We start from the raw sequence: 19,935 nt of genomic DNA on the forward strand, positions 1-19,935 counted from the left end.
TCGATGGGCGTGCCGTCCACCATCCCGTTCGTCTCGCGCTGGGTGAACAAGCGCTACCAATTCTACGACACCGACGCGAGTTCGCTGCTCTACTCGATCCGACACGCCTGCGCGCTCGACGAGGACCGCAAGTCCTTCGACATCACGCCGGTGAACAACATCCACAGGCTCAACCAGGCCTGGGCGCGCGCCCGGGGGCGGCAGGTGGACGATCCGGAGCAGCCGGACACCTTCGTCCGCTATGGCGACCGGCCGTTCCAGCAGCAGTGGTTTCCCGGCACGCACGGCTCGGTGGGCGGCGGCAACCGTCAGCACGGGATTTCGAGCGGCGCGCTGGTCTGGATCGCGGTCGGCGCGCTGCGGGCGGGCCTGAAACTGGACTGGAGCGCTGAGTCCGAGCTGGGCCGGGCGAAGAACCCTCAGAACCCGGGCGGCCGCAACGCGCTGGCGCCGTTCCGCATCGGCAAGCGGGGCGAGCTTCTGAAGCCGTGGCAGTTCGACTTCATCGGGTTCATGACCGGCTACGCCGACCGGGTCGGGACGATTCCGAAGTCGAAGCCCCCCGCGCCGAAGAACCCCACCACGGCGGACGAGCTGAACGCCATGGCGCTGGAGCGGGTCGAGAAGGATCCCGGCTACCGCCCGGCGACGCTGAAGTTCCTCACCGGCGAGGCGCAGAGTAAGCCGTTGCACCGCTCGGTGGCGGAGGTGGTCCGGGTGGTGGCGATCGCCGGGGTCCTCCTGCTGACGTGGGGGATCGTACGGGCGTGGCCGGCGATCGAGGCCGCCGTGAGGGGCTGGTTCTGCGGCGGTCAGTGCGCCCTGTAGACGACCCGGCCGTCCACGACCGTGAGCACGGCCCGGCCCTTGGGGATCTCGGCCTCGGGCGCCGTCATCAGGTCCACCGAGAAGGCCGAGAGGTCGGCGCGCTTGCCGACCTCGATGGTGCCCAGCTCACGCTCGGCGAAGCGGGCGTAGGCCGGCGCCGAGGTGAAGAGCGCGAGCGCCTCGGCGCGGCTCAGCTTCTGGCCGGGCCGCCAGTCCGGCGCCGAGAAGCCGGCCAGGTCCCGGCGTGACACGGCGGCGTAGAACTCGATCAGGGGATCCCCCCGCTCGACCGGCGCGTCCGACCCGCCCACCACCAGCACCTTCGCGTCGCGCATGGACTTCCAGGCGTAGGCGCCGTCGAGGCGCTCGTCGCCGAGCCGCGCCGGGGCGAAGTGGAGGTCCCCGATCGCGTGGCTGGGCTGCATCGATGCGATGACACCGAGCTGCGCGAAGCGGGCGATGTCGGCCGGCCTGACGACCTGGGCGTGCTCGATCCGCCAGCGCAGGTCCCTGGCGCCCACCGCCGCATAGAGGTCGAGGACGTTGGCGTTGCCGCGGTCGCCGATGGCGTGGCTGGCGACCTGGACTCCGGCGGCCTTGGCCTTGTCCATGGTCGCCCGCATCTGCTCGGGCGTCGTGCGCACCAGGCCCCGGGTTCCCGGCTCGTCGGCGTAGGGCTCGAAGAGCGCGGCGCCGCGTGAGCCCAGCGCGCCGTCCTCGTAGAGCTTCACGGCGCGCGTGGTGACGCGCCCGTCGGGGGTGGCGCGCGGGCCGCCGGCGAAGAGCGGGGCGGCTTCGCCGGCGTCGACGGCGTTGTAGACGCGGAGCGGCGCGCGGCCCTCGGCCGCGAGGCGCTCGAGCAGGCCCACGTCGGCCCAGGCGACGCTCATGGAATGCACGCCGGTCCAGCCGTAGGCGGCTTCCACCCGGAACGCGGCCTCGAACGCGGCCCGCCGATCGGCCTCGGTGGGCGGGGTCCGGAGCCTGGCGACCAGGGCCATGGCGTTGTCGACGAGCATGCCGGTGGGGGCGCCGTCCGGACCCTTCAGGATCTCGCCGCCCGCCGGCGCCTGGGTCGCGCCGTCGATCCCCGCCGCGCGCAGGGCGGCCGAGTTGGCCACCAGGGCGTGGCCGTCCGCGCGCGTGAGCAGCACCGGCTGGTCGGGTGCGACGGCGTCGAGGTCCCGCCGATCGAGGAACCGGCCCTCGGGCCAGCCGGTCTCGATCCAGCCCCGTCCCCACACCGGACCGGAAGGCTTGCGGGTCTCCAGATAGGCCTTGAGGCGCGCGGCGACCTCGGCGGCCGACTTCGAACCCTCGAGGTTCAGCGAAAGCTCGCGCTCGCCGATCCCGCGCAGGTGCGCATGGCCGTCGGTGAAGCCGGGAAAGAGGGCCGCGCCCTTCAGGTCGATGCGCTCCGTCCCCGGCTTCAGCCGGAACGGCGCGTCCGCGTCGCCGACGAAGGCGATGCGGCCGTCCTGCACGATCACCTTCCGCGCCGTCGGCTGCGCCGCCGCGCCCGTGTAGATCGGGCCGCCGGTGATCACGAGGTCCTGGCCGGCGGCCGGACCGGCCAGCGCGGCGAGGCAGAGGAGAGCGGCGGCGAGTGATCTCATGACCGCGAGGCTAGTCGGTTTCGGGGCCGACGCCACCCGATGCGGGCGTCAGTGCGAGCCTTCCCCGCTCATGAGGTGGTCGTAGACCGCCTTGGCCGTCCCCGCGAGCGTCGTGGCCGCGGTCTGCAGCGCCGCGTTGCCCACATAGGTCTCGGCCTGCTCCGCCAGCCTGGCCAGTTCGTCGGCCACCTCGGCCAACTTCAGGTACACGTCGCGGTCGGTCATGCCGAAGCTTTCCGATGCTTCGCGCAAGCGCGCCAGTCCGCCATGTGCTAAAGCCGCTGAATGTTCCCGCCGCCCCTGCGTACCCCGGGCTCCAACCCCCTGTCGTCCGCCATGCCCTGGGTCTGGACCACGGGCATGGTCGCGGTGGCGTTCGCATTGCGCTCGGCGATGGAGCCCCTGCTGGGCGGCGGTCCCTCGTTCGCCGTCTTCTATCCGGCGGTGATCCTGCCGGCCTACGCCTTCGGGCGCGCGCCGGCGATCGCGGCGACGGTGGTGTCCTCGGCCATCGGCTTCTGGTGCTTCATCGAGCCGGCCTATGCGTGGAAATCGACGCCGGACTCCATCGCGAGCCTCCTGTTCTTCGTGATCACCTGCGCGGTGATGATCACGGTGATCACGGGCGCGACCCGTGCGCTTCGCCAGCTTTCGGGCGAACTCGGCCGCGCCCAGGCGGTCGCCGACAACCATGCGGCCCTCTTCCGCGAGCTGAATGTCCGGATGAGCCACCAGATGCGGCTGGTGGCCGGCGTGCTGGCGCTGCAGGCGAAGGGGGAGCCCGAGCCGCAGGTGGCCGAAAGCCTGCGCCGGGCCATGGAGCGTTCGCTGCTGATATCCCGCGTGCACCGCGACCTGGGCGGGCAAGGCGAGCAGGCGGTGGACTTCGACGCCTTCGCCGCGGCGTTGGCCCGGGCCATCTGCCTGGAGCGCGAGCAGCCGGCGGACCGGATCGAGATCGAACCGTCCGGCCTGAGGCTGAGCGTGGAAGACACCACCTCCCTCGCCGTGGCGCTGGCGGAGTGCCTGGGCGCGCTGTTCGACGCGGGCGTCAGCGGCCGCATGCGGCTGCGGGTGGACGCCCAGGGCCGGCAGGCCGAGGTGGCGATCATGGAGGCGGGCGAGAACGCCGAGGGTACGCTGGTGTCCGTCAGCAACGGCTACCTGCTGCGCGCCATGATCGAGCAGCTGGGCGCGGGGCTCGCGCTGCGGGCCGACGCGCGGGGCTCGGCCCTGGTCGTCTCGATGCCGCGGAGCGGCGCGGGCGCGGCGGCCGATCCGGGGTCCGCCGCCACGCTGCACTAGCCGGCCGCCGGGGTCCGTACTCAAGACCCGGCCATCCCGGCGAAGGCGCGCCGATATCGTATGGAAGCCGGCGGCCAGAGCCTCACCCGTTCAGACGGAACTGCCTGAACGGGATAATGAGGCTCCAAATCACGAGCTTGAGCGTGTTGGGCACGCGCTAGTAGCGGTCGAGCAGCACCTCGGCGATGAGGCCCGTGGCGAGCGCCATCAGAACGAAGTTGCCGTCCGCGTACACCCAGCGATAGCCGCGGGGCGGGGCGCGCAGGCCGTAGTAGTAGGGATCCTGCACGTAGAAGCGCCGGTAGCTCGTGGGCACGTAGGCGCCGCGCCGCCACGAGTAGCCGCGCGCGACGGGCCGATAGCCATAGCCGGGGGCGTACCAGTAGCCATTGCGCGCGCCGCGGTATTCGCGCCATTCGGCGCGGTTGCGCCAGGTCTCGGCCTGTCGGCGGTCGTAGCGGAGCTCGCGCCGCCCTTCGCGGATTTCCGCCCGGTCGCGGCGCAGCTCCCGCGCCTCGTCGCGGGTGATCACGCCGTCGCGGCGGGCGTCCCGCCGGTCCTCGCGATACTCGCGCCGGTCTTCCCGCAGTTCGCGGCGATCTTCGCGGCGCTCGTGCCCCGGCTGGGCGGAGGCGGCGATGGGGGCGGAGACGGCCGCGATGGCGACCGCGGCATAAAGCATGTGTTTCATTCGGGTCCTCGGGTTTCCCCAGCGGGGTCAGTGGATGTCCCTCGCACTGAACCCGTCCTGAACCCGCGACAGGCGGATCAGTTCACCGAACCCGGCGGCCGCGCCCGCACGCTCAAGCCTGCAATCTTCCGGACTCATCGCGCGCCTATCCTCGGGTCCGAGCCAGACGCCGATGGCGCCGGACTTGCAGTTCGAGGGCCTGCGGCGCTTGCCACCGCCGCCGTCCCGGCGACGTAATTGCGAACGGTACATGAGCTCCAAGTCCGTCGTCCGCCTGTCCGACCTCCTCGACGCCCGTGCGCCCACGGGCGCGCCGGTGCGGCTGCTGCTCGATTCCTGGGCCGAGGTGGAAGACGCGGTGCGGGCCGACGCGGGCGACACCCGCGAAGCGCTGAACGCTGCGGCCGAGGCCTTGCCCCCCGTGGCCGGCGCCATCGCCGACCGCCGTACGCTGGCCACCGCGGTCCTGAACCCGCGCGGCGACGTCTTCTACGCGGACGCGGCCTACCTCGCGCTGTTCCCGGACTCGGCCGACCTGCGACCTCTGCTGAAGCGGGCGAGGCGCGAGGCTCCGCTCGTGAGCCTGGTGGACGGCGCGGCGGGCGCGGCCTTCGTCGCCTGGGTGGGCGATGCGGCCGCCGCGGCGCGCTGGCCGCTGGACCCCGAGGCCACGGCGGCGCTCCGGGCCAGTCCCGAGCGCCTGGTGGTGGTCGTCAGCGCGCCCTCCCGGTCCTCGGAGCTCGCCCGGCGCGCCGCGCAGGCGCTGGACCTGACGGCGCTCGAGGCGCGGCTCGCGGAGGCCTTGCTGTTCGCCCCGAACCTGGACGTGGCCGCCGCCGACGCGGGCGTGGGCCGCGAGACCGCGCGCGACGCGCTGCGCCGCATCAACGCCAAGCTGGGCGTGCGCCGGACGCCCGAGCTGATCTCGCGCCTGGTCGGCCTGATGTGCGCCGCCCAGAGCCAGCAGGCGGGCGGCGACCCGACCGACGACGAAGCGGTTGCGCAGCACGCCCTGAACCTGACGCCCGCCGAGGCCCGGGCGGCGGCTCTGGTGGCCCGCGGCGCCACCGCGCCGGAAGCCGCCAAGGCGCTGGGCCTGAGCGCCGAGACGATCAAGACCCACATGAAGTCCGTGCTGGCCAAGACCGGGGCCCACAGCGCCAAGGACCTCGCGCGGCTGCTGGCCGAGGCCCGGGAGCTGGTCGCCCTGACGTCGGCTGCCGAGCCGGTCTTCGCGGAGGAGGAGGGCGGCGGGCGGCTGCGCATCCTGCCGTCGCTGGACGGCGATCGCCGGATCGCCCTGATCGACTACGGCCCCTATGACGGCGAGCCGGTCTTCGTGTTCCACGGCGCCGCGGCGGGTCGCCGCCTGCCGGAGGGCCTGAGATCGCGCCTTGCGGCGGCGGGCCTGCGTGCCCTCGTCCTGCAGCGCCCGGGGTTCGGGCTGACAGACCCTGCGCGGGGCGACTACGTGGAAACGGGCGCCGCGGACATGGCCGCCGCGGTGGAGCGGCTGCGCCTCAGGTCCGCCCATCTCCTTGGACGCGACACGGGGACGCCGGTGGCCCTCGCGTTCGCCGCCGCGTACCCGGAGCGTCTCGGCCGCGCCGCGCTGCTGAACCCCCAACCGCCCATGCGGCTCGCCCCGGACCGCGACAACTTCACCGGCTCGGTGCAGAAGCACCTGCTGCGCAATCCGGACCTGGTGGCCGCCTTCGCCGAGTTCCTGCGCCGGCAGGCCACCACCCAGCTCCTCGAGCGCATTCTCGCGCGCATGCTCGGCGAGGCGGCGTGCGACGCCCAGGCGCTGTCGGATCCCGCTGTGCGCCGTTTCCTGATCCGTGACATCCAGGCGCTCTGCGCGCGCTCGGCGCATGGATTCGCGGCGGAGCACGCGGTCTACGCGAACGGCTGGGAAGCGCCCCGCGACCTTCCCGCCCGCGGCTGGACGGTGGCGATCTCCGCCGGCTTCCCGAACCAGGTCGACCCCAGCTGGCTGGGACTGCGCGACCTCAAGCTGGTGGAGCTCGCCGGCGCGGGGATGCTGCCCCAGTTCACCCATGCGGCGGAACTCGCGGCGCTCCTGACCGGCTGAACGGCGCCCCCAATCGGGGGAGGGCGCCCCGCGCCCGCCGCCCTAGTCTCCCGGGCGTCAGGTAACATGGGGGCGTCAATGATCAGACTTCTCGCCACGGGCGCGGCGTGCGCCCTGCTCGCGTCTACGACAGCGTTCGCGACGGAGCCGCTGCAGGTCAGCTATCCCGCGGACGCCCAGATGGACTGCGCCGCGATCGCCACCGAGTCCGGGCGCATGGACCAGGTCATCGCGGACGCGAACGCCCAGATCGCCAAGGCGGAAAGCTCGGCCAAGGGCGCGGGCGTGGCGGGCGCCGTCGCCGTGGAAGGCATGCTTCGCACCGGCCTGCTCGGGCGCATGCCCGGCGTGGGCCAGATGGCCAACCAGGCCACCAACATGGCGCGGCAGCGGGCGGAGCAGGTGAAGGCTCAGGCGGGCCAGACCATCAGCACCGCCGGGACCCGCAAGGCTCTGCTGGCCGGCCTCTACTCGGGCAAGGGCTGCGACGCGCCGGCTGCGGCGGCGGCCCCCACGGAGCCGACAGGCTTCTAGCTGCGGCCGGGATCGGTTTGGCGCGCGCTCGCCGCGTCGTCAGAGGCCGGTCACCCGTGGACTCCGCGCAGGCCGGACGGGCGGGCGTGAGCCCCCATGCGACCTCCCGCGCGTCCGGCTTCCACGGGTGACCGGAACCGCCCGATCGCGCTCGCGCCAGCGGCGAAGCCGGTTGCGTCACGAGAAGGGTTCGCCAAAGGTATCGCCATGGCACTGAAGAAACGGACCGCGAGCGTGGTCGCGAGCGCGCTGATCAGCGTCGTCGTCGCGGCCATCCTGGTCGGGGTCGCGACGGCGGTGCGGGCTTCGCTGACGCCCTACCTGGGCGCGCTCTCCCCGTTCATGCTCTACGTGGCCGCGGTGCTCGTCGCCGGCCTGATCCGGGGGCCGTTCTGCGGCGCGCTGGTGATGCTGGCGGGCGGCGTGATCGGCTATCGGTTCTTCCTGTCTCCCAACGGCGTGGCGCAGCATGGGGCGATGATCGCCCTGATGCTGTTCTGGGGCGTCTCGGCGCCGGTGCTCGTCACGGCCAACGAGCTACGCAACCAGCTGGGCCGCGCCATGGCCCGGCTTTCGGCCGCCCTGGACCGCAGCGGCCGCACCGCCTGAACGGCGCGACTGTCGGGTCGGTGACTCTCCTCCGGCGCGAATGGTGTATGGTGCCGCTGTCGCCGGACGACGGGCCGACGATAGAGAGACAGGGACAAATCCCCGTGCTCCCGCCAGCTGAGAGGGAGTTTCGACCAATGCTCTTCACGTTCTACCCCTGCCGAGCGGACGGTTCGTCCACGGCCCTGGAAACCTTCGACTGCGCGGACGACGACGGCGCCCTGAACCGCGCGGAGCGGGTGCTGGCCGAGCACCTGAGTTCGGTGGAGGTGGTCGTGTGGCAGGGCGAGCGCCGCGTCGGCGCCGTGAGCCGGGCGGCCCTGCCGGCCTGAAGGCCGCGCCCCCTTGCCCTGAGCGGCGGCATCAGCCAAAGCGTTCTCATGCCCAAGGTCTCCCGCGCCATCGTCGCGGTCCGTATCCTGACGGCCGTCAGCGTGGCGCTGGCGGTCATGTGCGCCGTGCTCGCCTGGGCCTGGAGCGCCGCGCGCGAGGAGGCCGCCTGCTGGCGCACCGCCGCGGAGTTCCAGCTTCAGCCCGAGGGCGGCTGCCCGGGCGGCTGACGCGGCCGGGCGCGACCCCTGCGGCGACGACGATCGCCGCGGCGCTCAGGCGTTGAAGCGGCCGCCGACCACGCAGCTCGCCTTGCCGTCCTGCATCCTGATCGTCGCCCGCTGGCCGTAGGGCGGCTGGAAGGTGACCGGCCCGTCGACCGTGGACACCGTCACGGCGCCCGGATTGTTGAACATGCAGACGTGGTAGGACTCGCCCGGCCACCACCACCGCTCGGGCACGGCCGCGCAGCTGACGGCGGCGAACTGCCGGGTGATCTGGTGGCCGCCATAGCTGAACTGCCGCGGCGCGCTGCGGTGGTTGGTGGCCCAGGACGCCGGCGTCTCGACGATGTCGCACGGGGGGCCCGTGAACGACCACTCGGTCTGCAGCGCCCGCGCCTCGCTCCAGGTCTGCCAGACGACGAAGCTGGGCAGGGCGCAGACGAGGGCGAGGCAGATCACGGCCTGCGCCGCCAGGGCCCACCAGGCCCGCCAGCCGCCGCCGAGGGTCCGGGGCGCATAGGTCTGCGTCATCCCGCCGGTTCCGCGCTCGTCATGCGAGGGAGGCTACTTGCTGAGCCCGCCGCCGTCGACGGACTCTAGTCGGAAAGGCGGATGTCCACGCGGCACCCGTCGGGCGTCGCCACCAGCTCGAGCGAGGCCGCGCCGAAGCGCCACAGCGCCGTGGCCGCACGCCCCGACCGATGAATCCGGACGCGGCCGAGGTAGAGGCTGACCTCGTCTGCGGTGAGCCGCAGGTCGCCGGCGGGATCGCCGCCTCGGCGAACGAGGGCGCTGAATGCGGTCGCCGGGCGGTCTCGCGGGGCGTGCGGATCGAGGGCGGCGGAAAGCGGTCGTACGAGCCCGGGCAGGAACGGCTGCGCCGTGGGGATCTCGACCCGGCCGTCCGTCTCGCCGAAACGCTGGACCAGGTCCGCCGCCGTCAGGCGCCAGGGGACGCCGCGCTGGTCGAGCAGGGTGTGTATGGGCGTCGCGTCGGGCGGTCCGCTCCAGCGCTGCGTGGGATCGTGCGCGCGGCGTCTCGACCGAAGGCTCCCGAACAGGCGGGCGAGCGGCATGGTCAGGGATGATGCGCTCCAGGCCGCGCAAGGCCAAGCTGTTTCGCCGCGCGGGTCGCGGGGCGGCTCAGCTCGACATCGCCTTCTCGAGCGCGAGCGCGAGGGAGACGCAGGCCCCGGCGGTGAGCGTGGTCGAGAGCATCGGATACCGGCTGGGCGTGTCGGGCGTCTGGTGGTCGAAGAGCCACTGGATCAGGAAGGCGGCGATGAAGCCGCCGAGAATCCAGGTGTCCGGCGCGCGGTTATGGGCGAGCAGCACGACCCACGCCGCGACGGCGCACATGGCCGAGAAGGCCTGCCGGGTCAGCCGCGGACTCGGCTCGCGGGTCTCGAGGCCCCACCGGACGCCCCCGAGGAACGCCAGAACCACGGCGCTCCAGCCGAGCAGGCCCGTCAGCGCCGCGCGCATCAGGTCGGCGGGGCCGAAGCAATACAGCAGCGCCGCGACCGGGAAGGGCGACAGGGCGAGGAGGGCGATCGCCCAAAGTCCCGCCGGGATGGATTCCGCCCGCGGAACGGACCGCACGTCATCCATGAGCAATCATTCTCTCCGGAATGCCGTCGAAGCCGCCCAACCGGCCCCAAGCGCAAACGCCATGGCGGCCAGACCGTAGGACCATGGGCCCTGATGAGCCCAGACGTAAAGAGCCCTTTCGATGCCGACCTTTTCGACCGTGAGGGTCCGGGTTCGCCGCGAGACGGCGCGCCCGTTCTGGAACAGCAGGATGTCGACGCGATAGACGCCTGTCGGCGCGCCCGTCGGAAGCGCGATCTCGGCCCGGAAGAGCCCGCGGTCCACAAAGCGCACGCCGCCGTCGTCCTCGTGGTAGAGCCCCGCCTTCTCCTTCAGCCGCACGACCGCCCGCCGCCACACGAAGTAGTCGCCGCCCAGGCGCGAGACCACGACGTCCTTGACGCCGTAGCGGGTCTCGACCCGCTGCTCGGCCGGCGCGTTGATGGTGAGGTGGTCGATGCCCGCGCCCAGGCGCCGCAGGGTCCCGAAGGTGGCGATGTCCCCCAGCGGCCGGTTCGAGGCGGCGCGGTAGAACCCCGGCGCGCCGCGGAAGACCACGGGGCGGCTGTTGAGCCATAGTCCGGCGACCTGCTGCTTGCGGGACAGGCGGACCGGCTGCTCGGGTCCGCGGACGAGGATCACCACGTCGCTGGGCCGGGCCGCGGCGTCGAAGACGGCGCCGTAGAGGACGATGCGGGCGCCCCGGAAGTCCGACTTCACCTGTACGGTCGCGTCGGTGAGCGCCGCCGAGATCACCGGCGACGCCGCGGCCGCCGGAGAGGGCGGGAGGGGCGGCGATGGCGGCCCGGGGGCGGCGATGGCCGCCAGCGCGGCGAGAGCTGCGATCATCCGCTTGCTCCCGACAGCAGGACGAAGGGCTCCTCCGGAGCCAGGAACAGGCCCAGCCCCATGCGCAGCCCGACGATGAGGACGATGAGGGCGAGGATGGCCCTGAGCTCCTCCGCCCGGAAGCGGGACGAGGCCCGCGCGCCGAACTGAGCGCCGATGATCCCGCCCAGGATCAGCAGCGCGGCGAGCAGGATGTCGACGGTCTGGTTGCGTCCCGCCTGCAGCACGCCGGTCAGGCTGGCGGTCACGATGATCTGGAGGAGGCTCGTGCCGACCACCATGCTGGCGGGCATGCGCAGGACGTAGACCATGGCCGGGACGAGGATGAAGCCGCCGCCGACGCCCATGATCGCCGACAGCACGCCCACGAAGGCGCCGAGCATGAGCGGCGGGATGACGCTGATGTAGAGCCGCGAGCGCGGGAACCGCATCTTCAAGGGAAGGCCGTACAGCCAGATCGGCCGGCGGTCGCGCCGGGGCGGCTTGGGCTCTCCCCGGCGGCGCCGCAGGATCGCGCCGAGGCTCTCGATCAGCATCAGGCCGCCGATCACGCTCAGGAACAGCAGATAGGACACCGACACCACCAGGTCGGCCTGCCCGAGGAGCCGCAGCCAGCGGAAGAACTCGACGCCGGCGAAGGCGCCGACGACGCCGCCGGCCGCCAGGACCCCGCCCATGCGCAGGTCCACCGCCCGGCTCCGGCTGTAGGCCATGACGCTGGACATCGAGGACGCCGCCACATGGTTGGCCATGGACGAGACGGCGACCGGGGCCGGAATGCCCAGGAACACCAGCATCGGCGTCATCAGGAAGCCGCCGCCGATGCCGAACATTCCGGAGATGAAGCCCACGACGGCGCCCAGGGCGACGATGAGCGGCGCGTTCACGGAGACTTCGGCGATGGGCAGATAGATGTCCACGGACCCGCGCTACGACCGGAGCGGGTTCGAGGTCAACGCGCCGCGGTGATGATGGGGCCGCCGTCGACCTGCTCGCGCCGGTATTCGGCCAGGGCGCGATCGTAGGCGACGCTGGCGCGACCATCGATGGGGCCGCTGTAGTAGCCGAGGCGGGCCAGGACGCCCTGGGTCTGCCGCACGTTCATGGACCCGCCGGCCAGGCTCGCCCCGCCGCCGGCGGCCGGCTCGCGGGACGCCATGGGCTTCGCCGCCGGCTTCGTCCGCGGGCTGAGGTCGCTCAGCGCGCGCCGGGCTTCCGCGTCGCCGCGCGAAGCCGCCTGACCGAACCAGTGGCGCGCTGCGGCGAGATCCCGCGGCACGCCGCTGCCGGACTGATAGAGCAGGCCGAGATTGTACTGGCTCTCGACGACGCCGGCCTCGGCCGCCTTCCGGAACCAGCGGGCGGCGCTGACCGCATCGGCCGGCCCGCCTTCCCCCCGGAAGAGATAGACCGCCAGGTTGTGCATGGCCTTGGCGTCGCCGGCCTCGGCCGCCAGGATCGTCAGGCGACGGGCTTCCACGGGGTCGCGCGGCAGGCCGGCTTCGCCGCTGTCGTAGAGCTGGGCGAGATACAGCAGCGCCGGGGCGTGACCCGTCTGGGCGAGGGCCTTCAGTTGCGGCAGGGCGCCCGGAAGGCCGGCCTCCACGTCCGCCCGGACCTGGGCGAAGACCGGGGGCGGGGCGCGGTCGGTCGCATCGACCGGCGTGGCGGCCAGCGACGCGGGGCCGCGGGCCATGGCGGCCCGCGACGTCTCGGGCAGCTTCGCCTGTTCGACGGCCGGAGCCGGGCCCTGCATGAGGGTGAGGCCCGCGGCGCCGACGCTCAGGAACGCCGCGCCGCCGGCGATCATCATCGCGGTCTGCAGCGCGGTGTTGGGCGCGGGCCGGCGAGGCTTGGCGCCGAACCCCTGGAACAGCCGCCCCGTCGCGGACGCGGAGTCGACCCGCGCGCGCATCTCGAGCGGCTGCGCCTTGGCCGCCCGCGCCGCGACCCTTGCGCGCTCGATGACCTCGCGCGTGGAAAGCTCCGCGTTCGCCTCGGCCGTTTCCTTGCGCGACTCGAACAGCGCCTCGTCGACGTCATCGGCGATCGGCGCGAACTCCTGCGGGATGTCCGCTTCGGGAACGTCCAGGTCGAGGCGGCGCCAAGGCGGGCTCACCACCTCGTGCTCCGGCTCCGCCTCCGCGCGCGACAGCAGCTCGGGCCCGAAGGGCGCGGCGGCCGGGTCGGCGGCGCCCGCGTTCAGGTTCCGCACGATGTCGGTCCAGTTCGGATCGGCCGCTTCGGTCTCCGGCGGGGCCGCAGGCGCGGCCTCGACGGCGGCGGCGAGGTCCTCGTCCTGTGCGGCTGCGTCCGCAGCCGGGCGCCCGGACAGGGATTTGGTGACCTTCGACAGCTCGGCCTGCAGGCGCTCGAACGCCTCGGCCTGCGTCTGCTCCTGGCGTGCGAGCCGCAACTCCACCGCGCCGGCGATGCGCGCCACCTCCGTCCCCACCTGATCGATGGCCTCGGCGCTCTTCGCGTCGACGTCGCCGAGCTTCCGGCTCACCGCCTCGGCCATGGCGAGCACCTGGCGGCCGATGTCTTCGACCGCCTGCACGGAGCGGCGCTCCGCCGCGCGGACCTGCTCGGTGAGCTCCGCGAACCGGGTCTCGATGCCGGCCCCGGCCGCCGTGGAGAGCATCTCCGCCACCTGGCCGCGGGTCGCCTCGACCTTCTCCGTGAGAGTCTGGGCCAGGGCTTCGAAGCGCGCGTCCAGGGGAGCCGCCGAGTGCCCCGCGCCCCCCTCGACCGCGGAGAGCCGCCGGTCGAGGCCCGCCAGGGCGTTCGTCAGGTCCTCGAGAGCCGTCGTCGTGTGAGCCTCAGCCGCCGCGAGGCGCTCGCCCAGGCGTTGCAGCACGGTCTCGACCACGATCTCGGGTTCGGCCCGGGCCAGTCGCGTCTCGAGCGCGCGGAGCGCCTCGGCCGACCGCGGGCCGGCCGGCTCCGACTCCAGCCGTCCCAGGCGCTCGCCCAGGCTGCCCTGGTGGGTCTGGGCCTCGGCGAGCAGGCTTTCCAGATGGTTCGAGCGCGCCTGCTGCTCGCGCTCGGACGCCTCGATCCGCGCCAGGGCCTGGCGGACCGAATGCTCGATGCCGTTGATCGCCAGGCCGGTGCGCGTTTCCGAGGCTTCGATGCGGTCGGTCAGGCGGTCCAGGGCCGCGGCGACGCCGGCGAGTTCCGGCTGTGGCGGCGCGCTGGGGACGGGGCGAAGGCGCGGCTCTTCCGCCATGCGCGACAGGCGCTCGCCGAACTGGCTCTCGACCGTGATCTCGTCGGGGATGTCATCCTCGAGGATGACTCGGTTCAGCCACTCGCCGAGCGTCATGCCCGAGCGCCTGGCGAGGTCCTTGGCGACCTCTCGGGCCTTGGGGTCGATCCCCTTCACGCTCCAGGGCGCCCCCGCGCTCATCCGAATCGCATCTCCGATGAAGGGAAACGCTACCGGCCATTTGTGGGGGTGTAAACGAAGCCTTAACGCAACATATAGTGGCGAACCACCGTTCCTGTGGATGGCGCGACGCGATTGCGCTAGGGCTCCCGCATGGATATCCGCACGGCGCTGGCGCTCTCAGGAGCCTGTCTGGCGGTCGGCGTCCTCGCGGGCTGGCGGGGCGCGCGACCACCGGATCCGATGCGGGGGCCGCGCATGGTTCCCTGGCGCTTCCTCATGCTGCTGGCGGTCTCGGGCGCGATCATCTTCGGCTTTGCCGCTGCGCAGCTCGCCGGGTTCGGGCCGCCGCCTCGCTAAGCCGCCGCCTTGGGCTCTGAGGCGCCGGGCGGGTCGCCGTTGCGCTTCGGTCGTTTCGCGAGGCCGGCCATGCCGCCCGAGGCCAGGAGGCCGGCGTCGGCCATCAGCCGCGGGATCGCCCATTTGCGCGGCGCGGCCACGAAGCGGGGCTGCCAGGTCGGGTCGTACTTCGCCTTGTAGTGACGCACGCCCTGGAAGTTGTAGATCTCCTCGCCCCGGTCATAGATCAGCCGGCCGACCCGGCTGAGCGTCGGCGCGAGGGGACGGTCGTCGAGCCCGGAAAGCGGCGCCATGCCGAAGTCGAACGCGGCGTATCCCTGCTCCTGGCCCCACCGGATGAGCTCCACGAACAGGAAGTCCATGATCCGCGGCGGGCCTTCGGGCACGAAGCGCATCAGGTCGATGGAGAAGGCGCTGCGGGAGGCCACCGGCCAGAGCGTGGCGAAGGCGATGATCCGGCCGTCCCAGCGCACGACGGCGATGGGGAACTCCAGCACATAGGGCTCGATGAAGCCGCCGAGGGAAAATCCCTTCTCGCCGCCGGCGTGCGTCTCGAGCCAGGCGTCCGAGATGCGGCGGAACTCGGGCATGAGGGGCGGGATGTCCGGAGGCTGGATCATCTCGAAGACGGCGCCGTCGTCCTTGGCGCGGCGCCACGCGCGGCGAAGGTTGCCCCGGCGCGTGCCTTCGATGGTGAAGCTCTCCAGGGGCGCCACCGCGCCCTCGCCCATCTTCTGGATGGCGAAACCCAGCTCGACGATGTCGGGCAGGTCGTCGGCCTCGAGATTGTAGAAGCCGGGGCGGGCCGCGTGGGCGTCCGCCAGTTCGCGGAACCGCCAGAGCAGTTCCAGGCGCTCGTCGCGCCGCCCCACGGTCGAGCCCAGGGCGATCCAGCTGCGCCCGCGGACGCCGAACATGAGGAAGCTCTCGCCCGAGGCGGAGAACAGGAACCGCTTGTCGCCGAGGAGGGCCAGGTTCGACGTGGGCCGCGCGACCTCGGCCTTCGCCAGGATCGCCCTGACGCGGTCCAGGTCGGGGTCTTCCTCGCCCACGATCGGCGGCATCGCGGCCGATCCCAGCATGCGCCAGACCCCGAAGACGAACAGCAGGATGGCCGCGCCGCCCCAGGCCCGGAGGGAACGCGCGGCGTCCTCGTCCGCCATCACCTGCCACCAGGGGAATTCGCCGTAGTCCGCGTTCTGGAACGACCACAGGCCGATCATCCCCGCGCCGAGCAGGAAGCAGGCGGCGGAGAACAGCCACCCGGGGGTCACCTCCATCCGCGTGAGCGCGGCCTTCCGGGGAAACGCATGGTGGAACGGCGCGAGGGCGACCGCGAGCGCGGCCAGCATGGCCGTCTCCTCCCACACGAAGCCCTTGATCAGGCTCAGCGGGGCCGCGACCAGCAGGGTCACGATGGTGGCGGCCCAGGCGGCGTCGAGCCGGGCGCGCAGGCCGAAGGCCAGGACCACGAGGACCAGCCCGAGGATGCTCGACAGGAAGTGGCTGATCTCGATCAGGATCGCCGGCTCGATCTCCATCACGCGTATGAAGCGCGTGGGGATCGAGGGGCGCGCGCCGGACGCGAGCAGCAGCACCCCCAAGGCCAGCGTCAGCAGCGCAGCGCCCCAGGGGGCGAGGGCGGTGACGGCGGGATGGCGGAGAAAGCGCATCGAATCGCTTGTATAGGCGACGTTGGCTGCGGTGTGCTCAAACGTCCGTTTGATTGCCCTTGCCCGTGGTCCGGCGGTCGCTAGAGTTGGCGATCAAAGTGCAAGTATCTTGGGAGACCGGCATGGCCGATTTCGGCGCCTCGGAGCTCGACGCGTTCGCCCGCGAAGTTCGCGCGGAACTCGCCGCAATGTATCCGCCCGAGCTGAAGGACGGCAGCGCGCGGACGGACCCGGAAGCGGTCTGGGGCGGTCGCCGCTTCGCCGGCTCGGACGATCCCCAGGTCACCTGGATGAAGCGCGTGGCGGCCAAGGGCTGGACCACGCCCACGTGGCCCAAGGCCTACGGCGGCGCCGGGCTGTCGGCGGCCGAGGCGCGGGTGGTCGAGAAGGAACTGGCGAAGTACCGCCCGCCGCTGCTGGCCTTCGGCATCTGGATGCTGGGGCCGGTCCTGCTCGAGTACGCCAACGAGGAGCAGAAGCAGGAGCACCTGCCGAAGATCGTCAACGGCGAGATCCGGTGGTGCCAGGGCTACTCCGAGCCGGGGGCCGGCTCGGACCTGGCCGGGCTCGCCACCCGCTGCGAGGACAAGGGCGACCACTGGCTGATCAACGGGTCGAAGATCTGGACCAGCTATGCCGATAAGGCGGACTGGTGCTTCTGCCTGGTCCGTACCGATTTTTCGAAGAAGCACGAGGGCATCAGCTTCGTGCTGATCGATATGGCCTCGCCGGGCGTCGAGACGAGGCCGATCCAGCTGATCTCGGGCGAGAGCCCGTTCTGCGAGACCTTCTTCACGGACGTGAAGATCCCCAAAGGCAACCTCGTCGGCCGGGTGAACGGCGGGTGGGAGATCGCCAAGCGCCTGCTGCAGTACGAGCGCCAGAACATCTCGGCCGGCTTCGGCGAGGGCGGCTCGGCGGGCGGCGCCTCGGGCGACCTGGCCTCGATCGCGAAGACCTACGGCGCGGCCGAGGACCCGGACCTGCGCCGCCGGATCACCGAGAACAAGATGAACTTCCAGGCGCTGCGGCAGACCATCGCCCGCTCGGCCGCGGAGTCCCGGGCCGGCAACGGCCCCTCGGCGACGACGTCGATCATCAAGTACGCGGCCGCCGAGTTCGCCAAGGAACGGTCCGAGCTGATGATCGAGGCGCTGGGCCACCAGGGCCTCGGCTGGGACGGCCCGGGCTTCGAGACGCCCGAGATCATGGCCACCCGCGGCTGGCTGCGGACCAAGGCCAACTCGATCGAGGGCGGCACCTCGGAAGTGAACCTCAACGTGGTGGCCAAGCGCGTGCTGGGCCTGCCCGACCCGAAATAGGAGTACCCCGATGGCCGACTTCGGCGGCGCGGACCTGGACGCCTTCCGGGTCGAGGTGCGGGACTGGCTGGACGCCAATTTCCCGAAGAGCCTGGCGAACGACGTCAACGCCCAGCTGGCCAAGCTGCAGGCGCGGCCCGAGAGCGAGGACGCCCTGAAGTGGCGCCGTGCGCTGGGCGCCAAGGGCTGGGGCACGCCGACCTGGCCGACGAAATACGGCGGCGGCGGGCTGTCGCGCGATCAGGCGCGGGTGCTGGCCGAGGAGATGGCGAAGGTGGGCGCCCGCAACCCCATCGGCGGCATGGGCGTGTCGATGTTCGGCCCGACCCTGCTGGAGTACGGCAGCGAGGCGCTGAAGCAGGAGCACTTCCCCGGCATCGTCTCGGGCGATGTCTGGTGGTGCCAGGGATACTCCGAACCCGGCGCGGGTTCCGACCTTGCGAGCCTGCAGACGCGGGCCGAGGACAAGGGCGACCACTTCCTCGTAAACGGTTCAAAAATTTGGACTTCTGGAGCTCAGTACGCCGATAGGTGTTACTGCCTGGTGCGTACCGATACCTCAAAGAAGCACGAGGGGATCAGCTTCTTGCTGATCGACATGAAGGCGCCGGGCGTCGAGGTGCGGCCGATCCTGCTGATCAACGGCACGTCGCCCTTCTGCGAGACCTTCTTCACCGACGTGAAGGTGCCGAAGGACCAGCTGTTCGGCCCGCTGAACGGCGGCTGGACCATCGCCAAGCGCCTGCTGCAGCACGAGCGCGACGGGATCGGGGCCAGCCTGGGCGCCGGGAACATCGGCGGGGCCGCGGTCGTGCCGACGGTGATCGAGGCGGCGAAGGCCAATGTGGGGCTGGACGCGTCCGGCCGGTTGGCCGACCCCGACCTGCGCCGGCGGGTCACCGAGCACCTGATGGAGAACCGGGCCTTCCAGCTCACCGTCAGCCGCCAGCGCGACGAGGCCAAGGCGGGCAACGGGCCGTCCAACCTGGCCGCCGCGATGAAGTACGCCGGCGCCAAGATCGCCCAGGACCGCAACGAGCTGGTGATCGAGAGCCTCGGCCACCAGGGCCTGGGCTGGGACGGCGAGGGCTTCGGCGCCGGCGAACTGGCCGCCATGCGCTCCATGCTGCGCTCGAAGGCCAATTCCATCGAGGGCGGCAGCTCGGAGATCAACCTCAACGTCGTCTCGAAAAGGGTTCTCGGTCTGCCGGACCCGAAGTAAGGTCTTAGAAGAAGCGGTACGAGAAGCCGCGAATAGGGAGAAACGGCGATGGCGGATTCCGGCGGCGCCCTGGACGCGTTCCGCGCCGAGGCGCGGGCGTGGCTCGAGGAGAACTATCCGAAGTCGCTGCGCGAGGACCGGCGCGCCGGCGAGCGCGCCATGGTCGGCGGCTTCAAGCCCGAGGGCGACCACCTGCTCTGGAAGCAGCGCATGGCCGAGAAGGGCTGGGGCACGCCGACCTGGCCGAAGAAGTACGGCGCGGGCGGCCTGTCGCCGGCCGAGGCGCGGGTGCTGCAGCAGGAGATGGAGCGCATCGGGGCCTACAACCCGATGGTGGGCATGGGGCTCTCCATGTTCGGCCCGACGCTGCTGGAATACGGCACCGAGGAACAGAAGCAGCGGCACATTCCGCCCATCGTTCGTGGTGAAATCCGCTGGTGCCAAGGGTATTCGGAGCCCGGCGCAGGGTCTGACCTGGCGTCTCTGCAGACAAAGTGCGAGGACGCCGGAGATCACTGGAAGATCAACGGCCAAAAGATCTGGACAAGCGGAGCGCAATACGCCGACTGGTGCTTCTGTCTTGTTCGAACCGACACCTCGAAGAAGCATGAAGGCATCAGCTTCGTCCTGATCAACATGCACCAGCCGGGCGTCGAGACGCGGCCGATCCGGCTGATCGCCGGGTCGTCGCCCTTCTGCGAGACCTTCTTCACCGACGCGCGGGCCGAGAAGGACGACATGGTCGGGCCGCTGAACGGCGGCTGGACCATCGGCAAGCGCCTGCTGCAGCACGAGCGCTCGGGCCAGGGCGGCGGCCGGATGACCGGCGGCGCCTCGATCTCGGACCTCGCCAAGAAGTACGTGGGCCTCGACGACGAGGGCCGGCTGGCCGACCTGGACCTGCGCTCGCGGGTCGTGGCCAACCAGATGAACGCCAAGGCCCACGCGCTGACCATCGTCCGCGCCATCGAGGAGTCGAAGGGCAACGTGAATCCCTCGGCGACGACCTCGGTGATGAAGAACTCCGGCACCTGGATCGGCCAGGAGCGGGCCGAGCTGGCGCTGGAGATCATGGGCCACCAGGGCCTGGGCTGGGAGGGCGAGGCCTTCGACAAGGACGAGCTGGAGGCGGTGCGCAACTGGCTGTCGGGCAAGGCCTGGACCATCTTCGGCGGCAGCCAGGAAATCCAGTCGAACATCGTCTCGAAGCGGATCCTGGGCCTGCCGGACACGACGCAGGCGGTGTGACATCCGTCATGGCCCGGCTTGTCCGGGCCATCCACTGGGCTGTGAGGT

Annotated in this window: 21 protein-coding genes; 11 read left to right on the top strand and 10 right to left on the bottom strand. The window is 71.8% G+C overall.

Features of this window, described 5'->3' with window-relative positions; translation table 11 throughout:
• The coding region (locus JNK30_RS12990; protein WP_293482731.1) for a DUF2235 domain-containing protein at window positions 1-828 on the top strand (828 nt) is incomplete at its 5' end.
• Here the strand turns inward: JNK30_RS12990 and JNK30_RS12995 are convergent.
• Window positions 813-2,444: an amidohydrolase gene (locus tag JNK30_RS12995; RefSeq protein ID WP_293482733.1), complete on the bottom strand. Its 1,632-nt coding sequence runs from the start codon at window positions 2,442-2,444 to the stop codon at window positions 813-815. The two genes, JNK30_RS12990 and JNK30_RS12995, sit on opposite strands and share 16 nt — an antisense overlap.
• 48 nt (window positions 2,445-2,492) lie before the next feature.
• Window positions 2,493-2,669 carry a hypothetical protein gene (locus JNK30_RS13000; RefSeq protein ID WP_293482735.1) on the bottom strand — a complete coding sequence of 59 codons (177 nt, stop codon included), beginning with the start codon at window positions 2,667-2,669 and terminating at the stop codon, window positions 2,493-2,495.
• A 60-nt stretch (window positions 2,670-2,729) separates the two neighbouring features.
• Here JNK30_RS13000 and JNK30_RS13005 point away from each other — a divergent pair, with 60 nt between their 5' ends.
• Window positions 2,730-3,749, top strand: a complete 1,020-nt coding sequence (locus JNK30_RS13005) for a DUF4118 domain-containing protein (RefSeq protein WP_293482737.1) — start codon at window positions 2,730-2,732, stop codon at window positions 3,747-3,749.
• A 157-nt stretch (window positions 3,750-3,906) separates the two neighbouring features.
• Here JNK30_RS13005 and JNK30_RS13010 read toward each other — a convergent pair whose 3' ends face one another.
• Window positions 3,907-4,440 (bottom strand): RcnB family protein, encoded by a 534-nt coding sequence (locus tag JNK30_RS13010; RefSeq protein WP_293482739.1) that lies wholly within the window; start codon window positions 4,438-4,440, stop codon window positions 3,907-3,909.
• Window positions 4,441-4,690: 250 nt separating this feature from the next.
• Here JNK30_RS13010 and JNK30_RS13015 point away from each other — a divergent pair, with 250 nt between their 5' ends.
• The 5 genes from JNK30_RS13015 to JNK30_RS13035 all read left to right on the top strand — a co-directional run bounded on the left by JNK30_RS13015 (window position 4,691) and on the right by JNK30_RS13035 (window position 8,238).
• Window positions 4,691-6,535, top strand: coding sequence for an alpha/beta hydrolase (locus tag JNK30_RS13015; RefSeq protein WP_293482741.1), 1,845 nt, complete (start codon window positions 4,691-4,693; stop codon window positions 6,533-6,535).
• A 78-nt stretch (window positions 6,536-6,613) separates the two neighbouring features.
• Complete coding sequence (locus JNK30_RS13020) at window positions 6,614-7,069, top strand: hypothetical protein (RefSeq protein WP_293482743.1); 456 nt, start codon at window positions 6,614-6,616, stop codon at window positions 7,067-7,069.
• A 207-nt stretch (window positions 7,070-7,276) separates the two neighbouring features.
• Entirely contained in the window at window positions 7,277-7,678 is a 402-nt protein-coding gene (locus tag JNK30_RS13025; RefSeq protein WP_293482745.1) for a DUF4118 domain-containing protein, read from the top strand.
• A gap of 137 nt (window positions 7,679-7,815) precedes the next feature.
• On the top strand, window positions 7,816-8,010 hold the full coding sequence (locus tag JNK30_RS13030) for a hypothetical protein (RefSeq protein WP_293482747.1): 195 nt from the start codon (window positions 7,816-7,818) through the stop codon (window positions 8,008-8,010).
• A gap of 48 nt (window positions 8,011-8,058) precedes the next feature.
• The gene (locus JNK30_RS13035; RefSeq protein ID WP_293482748.1) at window positions 8,059-8,238 is read left to right on the top strand and encodes a hypothetical protein; all 180 of its coding nucleotides are present in this window, start codon (window positions 8,059-8,061) and stop codon (window positions 8,236-8,238) included.
• Window positions 8,239-8,283: 45 nt separating this feature from the next.
• Here the strand turns inward: JNK30_RS13035 and JNK30_RS13040 are convergent, their stop codons facing one another.
• The 6 genes from JNK30_RS13040 to JNK30_RS13065 form a co-directional block, all read right to left on the bottom strand.
• Window positions 8,284-8,763, bottom strand: a complete 480-nt coding sequence (locus JNK30_RS13040; RefSeq protein WP_293482749.1) for a hypothetical protein — start codon at window positions 8,761-8,763, stop codon at window positions 8,284-8,286.
• A 65-nt stretch (window positions 8,764-8,828) separates the two neighbouring features.
• Entirely contained in the window at window positions 8,829-9,308 is a 480-nt protein-coding gene (locus JNK30_RS13045) for a hypothetical protein (protein WP_293482751.1), read from the bottom strand.
• Between the two features lie 67 nt (window positions 9,309-9,375).
• Window positions 9,376-9,843 (bottom strand): DUF3429 domain-containing protein, encoded by a 468-nt coding sequence (locus JNK30_RS13050; RefSeq protein ID WP_293482753.1) that lies wholly within the window; start codon window positions 9,841-9,843, stop codon window positions 9,376-9,378.
• Between the two features lie 6 nt (window positions 9,844-9,849).
• A complete protein-coding gene (locus JNK30_RS13055) occupies window positions 9,850-10,671 on the bottom strand; it encodes a TIGR02186 family protein (RefSeq protein ID WP_293482754.1) in 822 nt (273 codons plus the stop codon).
• Complete coding sequence (locus tag JNK30_RS13060) at window positions 10,668-11,591, bottom strand: sulfite exporter TauE/SafE family protein (protein ID WP_293482755.1); 924 nt, start codon at window positions 11,589-11,591, stop codon at window positions 10,668-10,670. Before JNK30_RS13060 ends, JNK30_RS13055 begins: the two co-directional genes overlap by 4 nt.
• 32 nt (window positions 11,592-11,623) lie before the next feature.
• Window positions 11,624-14,083 carry a hypothetical protein gene (locus JNK30_RS13065; protein WP_293482756.1) on the bottom strand — a complete coding sequence of 820 codons (2,460 nt, stop codon included), beginning with the start codon at window positions 14,081-14,083 and terminating at the stop codon, window positions 11,624-11,626.
• Window positions 14,084-14,215: 132 nt separating this feature from the next.
• On the opposite strand from JNK30_RS13065, the gene JNK30_RS13070 reads away from it, so the two are divergent.
• Window positions 14,216-14,422 carry a hypothetical protein gene (locus tag JNK30_RS13070; RefSeq protein WP_293482757.1) on the top strand — a complete coding sequence of 69 codons (207 nt, stop codon included), beginning with the start codon at window positions 14,216-14,218 and terminating at the stop codon, window positions 14,420-14,422.
• Here the strand turns inward: JNK30_RS13070 and JNK30_RS13075 are convergent.
• Window positions 14,419-16,095 (bottom strand): phosphatidylglycerol lysyltransferase domain-containing protein, encoded by a 1,677-nt coding sequence (locus JNK30_RS13075; RefSeq protein WP_293482758.1) that lies wholly within the window; start codon window positions 16,093-16,095, stop codon window positions 14,419-14,421. The two genes, JNK30_RS13070 and JNK30_RS13075, sit on opposite strands and share 4 nt — an antisense overlap.
• Before the next feature lie 122 nt (window positions 16,096-16,217).
• Here JNK30_RS13075 and JNK30_RS13080 point away from each other — a divergent pair, with 122 nt between their 5' ends.
• Genes JNK30_RS13080 through JNK30_RS13090 form a run of 3 tightly spaced genes read left to right on the top strand, consistent with a single transcriptional unit; the run spans window position 16,218 to window position 19,887 of the window.
• Window positions 16,218-17,417, top strand: coding sequence for an acyl-CoA dehydrogenase family protein (locus JNK30_RS13080; RefSeq protein WP_293482759.1), 1,200 nt, complete (start codon window positions 16,218-16,220; stop codon window positions 17,415-17,417).
• A 10-nt stretch (window positions 17,418-17,427) separates the two neighbouring features.
• Window positions 17,428-18,639, top strand: a complete 1,212-nt coding sequence (locus tag JNK30_RS13085) for an acyl-CoA dehydrogenase family protein (protein WP_293482760.1) — start codon at window positions 17,428-17,430, stop codon at window positions 18,637-18,639.
• A 48-nt stretch (window positions 18,640-18,687) separates the two neighbouring features.
• Window positions 18,688-19,887, top strand: coding sequence for an acyl-CoA dehydrogenase family protein (locus tag JNK30_RS13090; protein WP_293482761.1), 1,200 nt, complete (start codon window positions 18,688-18,690; stop codon window positions 19,885-19,887).
• The last annotated feature ends 48 nt before the right edge of the window (window positions 19,888-19,935 follow it).

The sequence above is a fragment of the Phenylobacterium sp. genome, assembly GCF_016793225.1.
GTDB lineage: Bacteria > Pseudomonadota > Alphaproteobacteria > Caulobacterales > Caulobacteraceae > Phenylobacterium.